Genomic DNA, 12221 nt, shown 5'->3' on the forward strand with positions numbered 1-12221 from the left:
TACGCCCACCCCGGCCGGTCCCCCGAAGATCCCGCGAGCGGCCGGGTACACTTGGCGGCACCCCCCGTGTGGCGTCACCTCGTGAACCTCCCCAGGGCCGGAAGGCAGCAAGGATAAGCGAGCTCTGGCGGGTGCACGGGGGGCCTTGTCTTCCCGCTGAGCGTCCCTGGCAGCCACCTACCCAGACCGCCCACCGCCCGCCTCCTACGGGCTCCCTCGCCGCCCACCGGTCGGCGAACGGGTGGTCGACGTGGAAATCGTCGGGGGCGCGTGACAACCTTGGCACTCGGCAGCGCGGCGGCGGGTGGAGAATGGCCCGGTCGAGAGGAGGCGGGACGAGTGGCACTGGCGCTCTACCGCAAGTACCGGCCCCGCACGTTTGCCGAGGTGATCGGCCAGGAGCACGTCACCGAGCCGCTGTCCCAGGCGTTGCGTACCGGCCGGTTGAACCATGCCTACCTCTTCTCCGGCCCGCGTGGCTGCGGCAAGACCTCCAGTGCCCGGATCCTGGCCCGCTCGCTCAACTGCGCGCAGGGGCCGACCCCGGAGCCCTGCGGGGTCTGCGACTCCTGCAAGAGCCTGGCCACCGACGGGGCCGGCTCGATCGACGTGATCGAGATCGACGCGGCCAGTCACGGTGGCGTGGACGACGCCCGGGAACTGCGCGAACGCGCCTTTTTCGCCCCGGCCAGCAGCCGGTTCAAGATCTATGTGATCGACGAGGCGCACATGGTCTCGACCCAGGGCTTCAACGCCCTGCTCAAGCTGGTCGAGGAGCCGCCGGAGTACGTCAAGTTCATCTTCGCCACCACCGAGCCGGAGAAGGTCCTCGGCACGATCAAGTCGCGGACGCACCACTACCCGTTCCGGCTGATCCCGCCGGGCGTGCTCCGGCCCTACCTGGAGCAGCTCGCCTCGGCCGAGGGCGTCAAGATCGAGCCGGCGGTTTTTCCGCTCGTGGTCCGGGCCGGCGGCGGCAGCGCCCGGGACTCGCTCTCGGTGCTCGACCAGCTCATCGCGGGTGCCGGCCCGGAGGGGGTCAGCTATTCCCGCGCGGTTGCCCTGCTCGGGGTGACCGACGTCGCCCTGATCGACGAGATGTGCGACGCGCTGGCCGCCGGGGACGGCGCCGCCGCGTACGCCACCATCGACCGGGTTGCCGAGGCCGGGCACGATCCGCGCCGGTTCGCCTCTGACCTGCTCGAACGGCTCCGTGACCTGATCGTCCTGCGCCAGGTGCCGGACGCGGTCGCCAAGGGCCTGATCGACGGCCCGGCCGACCAGATCGAGCGGATGGCCGCCCAGGCCGAACGACTCGGCCCGGCCACGCTGTCCCGGTGCGCCGACATCGTGCACAACGGCCTGGTCGAGATGCGTGGCACCACCGCACCGCGACTGCTGCTCGAACTGATCTGCGCCCGGATGCTGCTGCCCGGCGCCGAGGACTCCACCGGCAGCCTGCTGCAACGCCTCGAACGCATGGAGCGCCGGCTCACCCTCTCCGGCGACGCCGCTCCGCCGGCCGCCGCCATCCGCCCACCGACCGCCGTCGACCCGGGCACGGCCCCCGCGACCGCTTCCGCTCCGCCGGCCACCGCCAGCGCCGTCCCGGCCGCTCCCGCCCGGGAGGTACGCGACGCCGCCGCACCCGGGCCGAGCCAGGCACCGGCCGGACCGGTGGTCGTACCGCCGCCGGCCGCCGCCCCGGAGCCACCGGCCCGGCGTCCGGTGCCGCCCGAGGCGGTGATGCCCGACCCGGCCACCCCGGATCCGGTGCCGGCCGGTACCGAGCCGACGGGCGAACTGGACGCCGCCGCCGTACGCCGGGTCTGGGGCGACGTCGTCGGTATGGTCAACCGCAGCAACAAGCGGATCGCCGCGCTGATGCGCGACGCGGTCGTACGCGACCTCGACGGCGACACCCTGGTGCTGACCGTCAAGTCCCCGGTCCTCGCCCAGATGCTCGCCAACGCCTCCGAGGTGCTCACCGACGCCCTCTACGAGGAACTGGGCGGGCGCTGGCAGATCCGTTGCGAGGTGGCCGGCGAGCAGCGTGGGCCGGCACCGGGCGCCCCGCCCCGCCAGTCCACCGGCAGCGGCCCGGTCCCGAACGGCGCCCCGCCCCGGGGCGGCACCGGCTCCGCCTCCGCCGGCGGCAGCCGGGGTGCGACCGGTGGTCGGGAGCGGTCAGCCGGTGGTCGGGAGCGGTCAGCCGGCGGATCCGGCTCGGGCAGCGCCGGTGGCGGTGCGCCGTCCAGCGCCGATGACGACGACTGGCCGGAACCGGCCCGTCCCGGTGGCGTCGCACCGAGCGGCTCGGCCGACGACGACTGGCCGGAGCCGACCCCGCCCGGCAGCACCGGTCCCGCCGGCACGACCGGCACCGCAGCCGGAGCGCCGGGGACTCCGGCCCCCGACGGCGGTCCGAGCGGTGCCGGTAGCCGTACCAACGGCATCGGGGCGCCGGGCGGCAACGGTGCCCGGTCGGCGGGCAGGGGCGGGCCGAGCGGCGGTAACGGGTCCTCGGCCGCCGGTAGCGGCGGATTCGCCGCTCCCGGCGTAGGCAGCGACGGAGTCGGTGCGGTGAGCGGTGTGCGTACCGGCGCGGGGGCCGGCGGCGGCGCGGTCGGTTCCGGGCTCGCGGCGGCCCGGGCGGCGGCGGCCGGCCGTGGACCGAAACCGACCCCGGCTCCGGAGCGGACGCCGGACCCGGAGTGGGCGGGCGAGCCGCCCTACGACCCCGACTACGACGGCCCGCGCCCGCAGCCGGCGTCGATCGGTTACGAGGGCTTCGACCCGGGCGACGAGCCCCTCGACGAGGTGATCGACGAGCGGACCGCCCGGCAGACCAGTGAGCAGCAGGCGGTGCAGTTGCTGCAGCAGACCCTCGGGGCGGAACGGATCGGCGAGGTCGATCTCAACTGACGTCCTCGCCGCTCGCCGACCAGCCGGACGGCCGGCCGGTCGCGGGGCGTCGACCCGGTTGGGGCGTCGAGCCAGCCGGCTGTGGGGCGTCGAGCCGGACGGCCGCGGGGCGTCGAGCCGGCCGCGACCGGTCCGACTAGGCTGGACGCGACCAGTTTCCGCAACCGAGGAGTCGCCGTGCGCCCGGGTGGACAGCCCAACCTGCAGCAGATGATGAAGCAGGCGCAGAAGATGCAGCAGCAGCTCGCCGCCGCGCAGGCGGAGCTGGCCGAGGCGGAGCTGACCGGTACGGCCGGGGGCGGGCTGGTCACCGTGACCATTTCCGGTGCCGGCGAGGTCAAGGCCGTCAAGATCGATCCGAAGGCGGTCGACCCGGAGGACGTGGAGACCCTGGAGGATCTCGTCCTGGCGGCGGTGCACAACGCCCACGACGAGGTACGCAAGCTGACCGAGGAGAAGATGGGCCCGGTCACCGGCGGCATGGGCGGCCTCGGCCTGCCCGGTTTCTGAGCCACCCCGCGATGTACGAGGGTGCCATCCAGGATCTGATCGACGAGTTGGGACGCCTGCCGGGGGTCGGTCCGAAGAGCGCCCAGCGGATCGCGTTCCACGTGCTCTCGGCCGATCCGGCCGACGTGACCCGGCTGGCCACCGCGCTGCGCCGGGTCAAGGAGCTGGTGCGGTTCTGCACCGTCTGCTACAACGTCGCCGAGTCCGAGCAGTGCCGGGTCTGCCGCGACCCACGCCGCACCGAAGAGGTGCTCTGCGTGGTCGAGGAGCCCAAGGACGTGGTGGCGATCGAGCGGACCGGCGAGTTCCGGGGCCGCTACCACGTGCTCGGCGGCGCGATCAACCCGCTGGAGGGTGTCGGCCCGGACAACCTGCGGATCCGGGAACTGCTGGCCCGACTCGGCACCGGCTCGGTGCGCGAGCTGATCCTGGCCACCGATCCGAACACCGAGGGCGAGGCGACCGCGACCTACCTGGCCCTGATGGTCAAGCCGATGGGCATCTCGGTGACCCGACTCGCCAGCGGTCTGCCGGTTGGCGGCGACCTGGAGTACGCCGACGAGATCACCCTGGGCCGCGCCTTCGAAGGTCGCCGCGCTGTCTGACATCGGTGGTGAACAGCCCGACAGGTGATGTAACAAATTCGCATATCCAGAGCCGGACAAAGGCCTCGATTGTTGACCATGCGCGACGCTCTGTCGCTGGTGTCCTGACTGTAAAGACACGATCCGGTACCAACCCATTCGCGGCCCGTTTCCGCCCGGTCCGCGCGACGGCTAGTGTCTCGCCATCGGTGGCCCCCGTCACCGCGTTTGTCGTATCCACAGGACGAGGTGAAGCACCATGCGTGCACCAAGACCGAAGGTCGCCATCGCGGCCGTAGCGGTCGCGGCCCTCGCGGTAGCCGGCTGTGCCGAGAGCGACCGCGGCGATTCGGGCGCAAGTGAGAAGGACACCCTGGTCTTCGGCGTGGCCGGTGACCCGAAGGTGCTGGACCCCAGCCTGGCCAGTGACGGCGAGTCGCTGCGGGTCGCCCGTCAGATCTTCGAGACCCTGGTCCGCCCCGAGGAGGGCGGCACCAAGATCACGCCGAGCCTGGCCGAGAGCTGGACCCCGGACGCGACCGGCACCGTCTGGACCTTCAAGCTCCGCTCGGGTGTGAAGTTCCACGACGGCACGGACTTCAACGCCGACGCCGTATGTGTCAACTTCAACCGCTGGTACAACGCCAAGGGTCTGATGCAGAGCCCGGACGTCACGCCGTACTGGCAGGACGTGATGGGTGGCTTCGCCGCCAACGAGCGGGACGACCTGCCGCAGAGCCTCTTCAAGTCGTGCACGGCGAAGGACCCGACCACCGTCGACCTCGCCTTCACCCGGGTCTCCAGCAAGATCCCGGCCGCGCTGATGCTGCCGTCGTTCTCCATCCACAGCCCGAAGGCGCTGGAGGAGTACCAGGCCAGCAACATCGGCGGTAGCGCCGACAACATCCAGTACCCGCCGTACGCGATGGAGCACCCGACCGGCACCGGTCCGTTCAAGTTCAAGTCCTGGGACATCGCCAACAAGACGCTGACCCTGGAGCGGAACGAGGAGTACAGCGGCGCGCAGAAGGCCAAGCTGAAGACCCTCATCTTCAAGACCATCTCCGACGAGAACGCCCGGAAGCAGGCGCTGCGCTCCGGCGACATCCAGGGCTACGACCTGGTCGGTCCGGCGGACGTGGAGCCGTTGAAGAACGAGGGCTTCAACATGCTGACCCGTCCGGCGTTCAACATCCTCTACCTGGCTATCAACCAGGACGGCGGCAACCCGAAGCTCAAGGACATCCGGGTCCGGCAGGCGATCGCATACGCCCTGAACCGGCAGGCGCTGGTCGACTCGAAGCTCCCCCCGGGCGCCAAGGTGGCCACCCAGTTCATGCCGGACACCGTGGAGGGCTGGAACCCGCAGGTCACCACGTACGACTACAACGTGGAGAAGGCCAAGCAGCTGCTCGCCGATGCCGGCGCCAGCAACCTGACGCTGCGGTTCCACTACCCGACCGAGGTCACCCGGCCGTACATGCCGAACCCGAAGGACCTCTTCGAGCTTCTCTCGGCGGACCTCCAGGCGGCCGGCATCAAGATCCAGCCGATTCCGCTGAAGTGGACCCCGGACTACCTCAACGCCACCACCACGGGCACCGAGCACGACCTGCACTTCCTGGGTTGGACCGGTGACTACGGCGACGGCTACAACTTCATCGGCACGATGTTCGACCGGCAGAAGCCGGAGTGGGGCTTCAACAACCCGGCCCTCTTCGAACTGTTCAAGAAGGCCGACACCACCGCGGACGCCGCCGCCCGGTACGAGCTCTACAAGGAGCTCAACGCCGAGATCATGAAGTTCCTGCCGGGTGTGCCGATCTCGCACTCGCCGCCGGCGATCGTGTTCGGTAAGGACGTGACCGGGGTCAAGCCGAGCCCGCTCACCGACGAGCGGTACGCCACCGCCGAGTTCAAGTCCTGACATAGAGAAGAGGGACCGCGGGCGGGCGCGCCCTGATCCCGGCCGGTAGACCCCGGCCGGAGGTCAGCCCAGCGCCCGCCCGCGCGACCCTCCGCACCCCGCCAGAGGTCGCCAGTGTTCCGGTTCATCGTCAGACGCCTGTTGCAGCTGATACCCGCGCTTCTCGGGCTCTCCATCCTGTTGTTCATCTGGCTGCACCGGCTGCCCGGCGGCCCGGAGACCGCGATCCTCGGCGAGCGTGGCACCCCGGAGATGCGCGCCGCGATCCGGGACAACCTCGGGCTGGACGAGCCGGTCCTGGTGCAGTACGGCCGGTTCATGCAGCGCATGTTCCGGCTCGACCTGGGCACCTCGATCTCCACCAAGCGCGAGGTGACCACCGAGTTCCTGCAACGCTTCCCGGGTACCTTCGAACTGGCCACGACCGCGTTGGTCATCGCGATCGCGGTCGGCATCCCGCTCGGCTACCTCGCCGCCCGCCGTCGCGGCCGGCTCCTCGACCACCTCTCGGTGGGCGGATCGCTGATCGGTGTCTGCATCCCGGTCTTCTTCCTGGCGTACGTGCTCAAGGCGATCTTCGCCGAGAACCTGCATCTCTTCCCGGCCAGCGGCCGGCAGGACCCGACCATCGACGCGACCCGGGTCACCAACTTCTTCGTCCTCGATGGGCTGCTCACCCGCGAGTGGGACGCCGCCGCCGACGCGCTCTGGCACCTCGTCCTGCCCGGCCTCGCCCTGGCCAGCATCCCGCTGGCGATCATCGTCCGGATCACCCGGGCGAGCGTGCTGGAAGTGCTCAGCGAGGACTTCGTCCGGACCGCCGAGGCCAAGGGCCTGACCGAGCGGGTCGTACGCCGACGGCATGTGCTGCGCAACGCGATGCTGCCGGTGGCAACCACGATCGGCCTGCTCACCGGTGGTCTGCTCTCCGGCGCGGTACTCACCGAGACCGTCTTCGCGTTCAGCGGCATCGGGGCGTTCATCGCGGACGCGATCAGCCAGCGGGACTATCCGGTGTTGATGGGCTTCATCATGATCATTGCCGTGCTCTTCGTACTGGTGAACCTGCTGGTCGACCTCTCGTACAGCCTGATCGACCCCAGGGTGCGTGTCCGGTGAGCGCGAGGAGTGAGCTTGCGAGCCCCGCAGTCGCGAACGGAAGGCAGGCTCGGGTGAGCGCGAGGAGTGAGCTTGCGAGCCCCGCAGTCGCGAACGGAAGGCAGGCTCGGGTGAGCGCGAGGAGTGAGCTTGCGAGCCCCGCAGTCGCGAACGGATGGTGGGCCCGATGACGATCACCGAACGGGCCAGGAAGAAGGCCGAGAAGCTCGACCGGCTCGGCGAACTCTCCGCGGCCCGGGACGAGGAACGCGGCGTCAGCCTCTGGCAGGAGGCGTTCCGCCGGCTCCGACGCAACCCTGCGGCGATCGCTGGCGCGGTCGTACTCGGCATCTTCCTGCTGGTCGCGATCGTCGGGCCGTTCTTCGTGCCGTACGGGCCGACCGACACGGTCGGGATCCGGGACGGTCTGGTCAAGTCGGGCCAGGGCATCATCCCCGGCCCCTCCGCCGAGCACTGGCTCGGCTTCGACCACCAGGGGCGGGACGAGTTCAGCCGGTTGATCGTCGGAGCCCGGCAGACCCTCCTGGTCGGCGTGGTCGCCACGCTGATCGGTCTGGCGATCGGCGCCCTGATCGGCGGTGTCGCCGGTGCCGCCGCCGGACTCGGCGGGCGCTGGGGGCGCTGGGTCGACACCATGCTGATGCGGCTCATCGACATGATGCTGGCGCTGCCCAGCCTGCTGCTCGCGGTCAGCATCGCGGCGTTGCTCGGCGCCAGCCTGACCACCGTGATGATCGCGGTCGGTGTGGTCTCGGTGCCGGTCTTCGCCCGGCTGCTGCGCGGGGCGATGATCGCCCAGGCCAACAGCGACTACGTGCTCGCGGCGACCTCGCTCGGGGTACGCCGGTCGAAGATCGCGCTCGGCCACGTGCTGCCGAACTCGCTGGCCCCGGTCATCGTGCAGGCAACGCTGACCCTGGCCACCGCGATCATCGAGGCGGCCGCGCTCTCCTTCCTCGGCCTCGGCAACCCGGACACCGCGATTCCGGAGTGGGGTGTGATGCTCGCCGACGCGCAGCCGTACCTGGGCATCCGGCCGGCGCTGGCGATCTATCCGGCCGTGGCGATCATCATCACCGCGCTGGGCTTCACCCTGCTCGGTGAGGCGATGCGCGAGGCCCTCGACCCGAAGCTGCGGAAGTGATCAGTCATGGCACTGCTTGATGTGCAGGATCTCTCCGTCACGTTCCGTCAGCGCGGAAAGCGTACGGTGCGGGCGGTCGACGGGGTCTCGTTCTCGGTGAACGCGGGCGAGGTCGTCGGCCTGGTCGGCGAGTCCGGCTGCGGCAAGAGCGTGACCTCGCTGGCGCTGATGGGTCTGCTGCCCCAGCAGCCCGGGATCTCGGTGCAGGGCCGGGCCGACTTCGACGGTACCGACCTGCTCCGGGTCGACCGGCGGGCGATGCGGGACATCCGGGGCCGGGACATCGCGATGATCTTCCAGGACCCGCTCTCCTCGCTCAACCCGGTCATCCCGATCGGCCGGCAGGTGACCGAGGTGCTGGCCCGGCACCGTGGGCTCGGCGGCGACGCGGCTCGCAAGGAGGCCGCCGACCTGCTGGACCGGGTCGGCATCCCGGACCCGAAGCGGCGGCTCAGGGAATATCCGCACCAGCTCTCCGGCGGGATGCGCCAGCGGGCGCTGATCGCGATCGCGGTGGCCTGCCGTCCCCGGCTGCTGATCGCCGACGAGCCCACCACGGCGCTGGACGTGACCATCCAGGCACAGATCCTGGAACTGCTCAAGGACCTGGTACGCGACTCCGGTACCGCCCTGGTGATGATCACCCACGACCTGGGTGTGGTCGCCGGGATGTGTGACACCGTGAACGTGCTCTACGCCGGCCGGGTGGTGGAGACCGCCCGCCGCAAGCCGCTGTTCACCGAGCCGAGGCACCCGTACACGGTGGGGCTGCTCAGGTCGATTCCGCGCCTGGACGTGGGCCGGGGCGAGCGGCTTTCCCCGATCCCCGGCTCGGTCCGGGACGTACTGCCCTGGGCCGACGGGTGCGCCTTCGCGCCCCGCTGCGACCGGCAGGTGGAGGCGTGTCTCGGCCAGCCGCCGCAGCTCGCGCTGACCCACACCGACCGGACGTACCGGTGCGTCAACCCGGTGCCGCCGGCCGGCGCGGGGCCGGCCGGACCCGCTTCGGCGGCCGCCGCGGAGCCGGCGGTGGCCGGAGTCGTTCCGGCGCAGGCGACGGTGCCCGGGGAACGGCCGGTGGAAGAGCGGGCGGAGCTGCCCGCTCCGGGCGAGGAGGAGTCGGCATGACCGACGTGCAGGCCACCGGGAAGTCCGGAAACCTGGTCGAGGTCCGGGATCTCAAGGTGCACTTCCCGATCACCCGGGGAGTGCTCTTCGACCGGGTCGTCGGGCATGTCAAGGCGGTGGACGGGGTCGACCTGTCCATTCCGCGCGGCAAGACGTACGGGCTGGTCGGCGAGTCCGGCTGCGGCAAGTCGACGCTCGGCAGGGCACTGCTCCAGTTGACCCGACCGACCGGCGGGCAGGTGAACTTCGACGGCGTCGAGCTGACCAGGCTGCCGCCGAACCGGCTCCGGACGATGCGCCGCCGGATGCAGATGATCTTCCAGGACCCGATGTCCAGTCTGGACCCCCGGCAGAATGTCGAGTCCATCCTGGTCGAGGGCTTGCAGGCGCACGGGATCGGTGCCGACCGGGCGGCCCGGCGGGACATCATCACCAAGACCCTGGACGCGGTCGGGCTGCCGAAGTGGGCGCTGTCCCGCTATCCGCACGAGTTCTCCGGCGGGCAGCGGCAGCGCATCGGCATCGCCCGGGCGCTGGTGCTCGGCCCCGAACTGATCGTCGCCGACGAGCCGGTCTCCGCGCTGGACGTGTCGATCCAGGCCCAGGTGGTGAACCTCCTCGACGAACTCCAGGACGAGCTGGGGCTGACCTACCTGGTGATCGCGCACGACCTGGCGGTGGTGCGGCACATCTCCGACGTGGTCGGCGTGATGTATCTCGGTGCGCTGGTGGAGGAGGCGCCGAGCGACCGGCTCTACCGGGAGCCGCTGCACCCGTACACCCGGGCGCTGATGTCGGCGGTGCCGGTGCCGGACCCGGACCTGGAGGACCGTCGGGAGCGGATCCTGCTCGCCGGCGACCTGCCCTCGCCGGCCAACCCGCCGGCCGGCTGCCGCTTCCACACCCGCTGCCCCTGGGCGCAGCCGACCCGGTGTGCCGACGAGCGGCCGGCGCTACGCGAGATCGGCGAGAGCCGGGTGGCCTGCCACTGGGCGGAGCAGATCGCCAGCGGCGAGATCCGACCGCACAGCGTGAGCGTGCAGATCGTTCGGCCGGAGGACGAGGGCGAGGCGCCCGGCGTCGTCTCCGCGCCGAGCGAGCCGGGCTCGTTCGTCTAGGTGGCCTCCGGGCGGCGGGACGAGTTCCTCGCCCGCCGCCGATGCGGTCAGCTCCGCTGCCGGTGTCGCGTCGATGCGGCAGCAGCCCCGGTCAGTTCCCGGGTGCGGAGCCGTGGTGCGCGTGGTCGGCACCCGCGATCGTCCGTGGTACCTGAGCCTCGGTGCCGGGTTCGACGATGACGAACTGCCCCATCATGCCGGAGTCCTCGTGCCGGAGGATGTGGCAGTGGTACATGTAGGGCGTACTCGGGTCGGTGTGCTGACCGAACTGGACGGCGAGCCGTACCTTGCTCTTTCCCGGCACGTACACGGTGTCCTTCGGGCCGCTGGCGTAGGCCGGTGGCGGCCCGCCGTTCACGTCCAGGACCCGGAACGCGACCTCGTGGATGTGGAAGTTGTGCGCGTAGACGTTGTTCTCGATCTCCCAGATCTCCCGGGCGCCGGCCGGCACCACCTCGTCGATGCGGGACATGTCCATCTCCTTGCCGTTGATGGCGTCATGGCCGTTGAGCCGGAATCGTCGAACCCGGGCGTCGGCGGGTACCTCGACCCGGTTCTCCGCCAACCGGGCGGGTAGCGCGGGCGAGGCCGCCAACCGTGGCGCGGCGACGATCTTCAGCACGTCGAAGTCGCCGGCGTCGATGTCCGCGGACCCGCCGACGCTGGAGAGCACCACCTGCTCGCCGGCGGAGAACCGTACGACGATCTCGATCCGTTCGCCGGGGGTCAGCGACACCTGGTCGAGCTCGACCGGGGCTTCGAGCAGGCCGGCGTCGTTGCCGACGACGTGGAACCGGCGGCGGTCGGCGAACCTGACGTGGTACATCCGGGCGTTCGAGCCGTTGAGGATGCGGAACCGCACCAGTTCGGTGCTGACCTCCAGGTAGGGGTCGTAGGTGCCGTTGACCAGGATGTGGTTGCCGAGGATGCCGAAGGTCCCCTTCAGCGGATCGCCGTCCAGGGAGCCGTCCGGGGTGAAACGCTTGTCCTGGAGGATCAGCGGGACGTCGTCGACCCCGTACCTCTCCGGCAGCGGCGGGCCGCCCGGCTCGTCGAGGATGAACATCCCGGCCAGTCCCCGATAGACCTGCATGGCCGTGGACCCGTGCACGTGCGGGTGGTACCAGGAGGTGGCGGCCGGCTGGTCGATCGTCCACTGCGGGGTCCAGGTCGCACCCGGAACGATCGGCTGGTGCGGTCCACCGTCCATTTTGGCGGGCAGCCGCATCCCGTGCCAGTGCACGGTGCTCAGCTCGCCCAACCGGTTGGTCACCGCCATCCGTACGGTCTCGCCACGCCGGGCCCGGATCGTCGGGCCGAGGTGCGGTCCGTTGAAGCCCCAGGTGGCGGTCGGTTTGCCGGGCAGCAGCTCGCTCTGGCCGCGTTGCATGGCCAACTCGAACCGCCGCACCCCTGCGGCGTCGACGGTCGACTTGGCCAACGGCGGGATGCGTAGCCGGTTCCCGAACGTCAACGTGCCCTGCGGGCGGAGGTCGTCCGTCCGGGCGCCCGAGCCACAGGCGGTCGCGAGGGCGGGCAGGGCGGCTAGCAGGAGAAACTTTCTGCGGTGCATAAGGTGATCATGCTTTGTCGGTCGAGGTTGCGGATCAGGAGGATCACCCCAACCGCAGCTAGGCCGTGTGTCATAAGTGCCGTTCGAGTCTCCGGAGCCAGATGTCGATCATGCTGATGGTGGCGGTGGCCTCGTACCGCACCGCGAGCTTGTCGTAACGGGTGGCCACGGCGCGGTGCTGTTTGAGCTGTTT

General features: G+C 70.7%; 9 protein-coding genes, 1 other RNA gene and 1 pseudogene. 9 read left to right on the forward strand and 2 right to left on the reverse strand.

The annotated features are described in order from the left end of the window. The first annotated feature begins 58 nt into the window (after window positions 1–58). The 9 genes from ffs (at window position 59) to ABNF97_RS28410 (ending at window position 10455) form a co-directional block, all read left to right on the forward strand. Window positions 59–148, forward strand: an RNA gene (ffs, locus tag ABNF97_RS28370) — signal recognition particle sRNA small type. A gap of 191 nt (window positions 149–339) precedes the next feature. Then, window positions 340–2925 (forward strand): DNA polymerase III subunit gamma and tau, encoded by a 2586-nt coding sequence (locus ABNF97_RS28375; RefSeq protein ID WP_349340414.1) that lies wholly within the window; start codon window positions 340–342, stop codon window positions 2923–2925. 201 nt (window positions 2926–3126) lie between these two features. Beyond that, entirely contained in the window at window positions 3127–3435 is a 309-nt protein-coding gene (locus ABNF97_RS28380; protein ID WP_349340421.1) for a YbaB/EbfC family nucleoid-associated protein, read from the forward strand. Between the two features lie 11 nt (window positions 3436–3446). Then, on the forward strand, window positions 3447–4040 hold the full coding sequence (gene recR, locus ABNF97_RS28385) for a recombination mediator RecR (RefSeq protein ID WP_130465496.1): 594 nt from the start codon (window positions 3447–3449) through the stop codon (window positions 4038–4040). A gap of 238 nt (window positions 4041–4278) precedes the next feature. Beyond that, a complete protein-coding gene (locus ABNF97_RS28390; RefSeq protein WP_130465495.1) occupies window positions 4279–5946 on the forward strand; it encodes an ABC transporter substrate-binding protein in 1668 nt (555 codons plus the stop codon). A gap of 114 nt (window positions 5947–6060) precedes the next feature. Further along, window positions 6061–7065, forward strand: coding sequence for an ABC transporter permease subunit (locus ABNF97_RS28395; protein ID WP_130465494.1), 1005 nt, complete (start codon window positions 6061–6063; stop codon window positions 7063–7065). Between the two features lie 166 nt (window positions 7066–7231). After that, window positions 7232–8209 carry an ABC transporter permease subunit gene (locus ABNF97_RS28400; RefSeq protein WP_130465492.1) on the forward strand — a complete coding sequence of 326 codons (978 nt, stop codon included), beginning with the start codon at window positions 7232–7234 and terminating at the stop codon, window positions 8207–8209. Between the two features lie 6 nt (window positions 8210–8215). Further along, window positions 8216–9337 carry an ABC transporter ATP-binding protein gene (locus ABNF97_RS28405; protein WP_349340415.1) on the forward strand — a complete coding sequence of 374 codons (1122 nt, stop codon included), beginning with the start codon at window positions 8216–8218 and terminating at the stop codon, window positions 9335–9337. After that, on the forward strand, window positions 9334–10455 hold the full coding sequence (locus tag ABNF97_RS28410) for an oligopeptide/dipeptide ABC transporter ATP-binding protein (RefSeq protein WP_130465490.1): 1122 nt from the start codon (window positions 9334–9336) through the stop codon (window positions 10453–10455). The genes ABNF97_RS28405 and ABNF97_RS28410 overlap by 4 nt, the downstream gene beginning before the upstream one ends. Before the next feature lie 91 nt (window positions 10456–10546). On the opposite strand, the gene ABNF97_RS28415 is transcribed toward ABNF97_RS28410, so the two are convergent. Both ABNF97_RS28415 and ABNF97_RS28420 read right to left on the reverse strand, forming a co-directional pair. Next, on the reverse strand, window positions 10547–12028 hold the full coding sequence (locus ABNF97_RS28415; protein WP_349340416.1) for a multicopper oxidase family protein: 1482 nt from the start codon (window positions 12026–12028) through the stop codon (window positions 10547–10549). 70 nt (window positions 12029–12098) lie between these two features. Continuing rightward, window positions 12099–12221, reverse strand: a pseudogene (locus tag ABNF97_RS28420) (IS5/IS1182 family transposase); the annotation flags it as partial.

The sequence above is a fragment of the Plantactinospora sp. B6F1 genome (genome assembly GCF_040120695.1).
Classification (GTDB): Bacteria; Actinomycetota; Actinomycetes; order Mycobacteriales; family Micromonosporaceae; genus Plantactinospora.

Bases quoted from the DNA above. Each gene is read 5' to 3' on its own strand.
- ABNF97_RS28415 (WP_349340416.1), bottom strand. From the start codon at position 12,028: ATGCACCGCAGAAAGTTTCTCCTGCTAGCCGCCCTGCCCGCCCTCGCG.
- ABNF97_RS28405 (WP_349340415.1), top strand. From the start codon at position 8,216: ATGGCACTGCTTGATGTGCAGGATCTCTCCGTCACGTTCCGTCAGCGC.
- recR (WP_130465496.1), top strand. From the start codon at position 3,447: ATGTACGAGGGTGCCATCCAGGATCTGATCGACGAGTTGGGACGCCTG.
- ABNF97_RS28400 (WP_130465492.1), top strand. From the start codon at position 7,232: ATGACGATCACCGAACGGGCCAGGAAGAAGGCCGAGAAGCTCGACCGG.
- ABNF97_RS28390 (WP_130465495.1), top strand. From the start codon at position 4,279: ATGCGTGCACCAAGACCGAAGGTCGCCATCGCGGCCGTAGCGGTCGCG.
- ABNF97_RS28410 (WP_130465490.1), top strand. From the start codon at position 9,334: ATGACCGACGTGCAGGCCACCGGGAAGTCCGGAAACCTGGTCGAGGTC.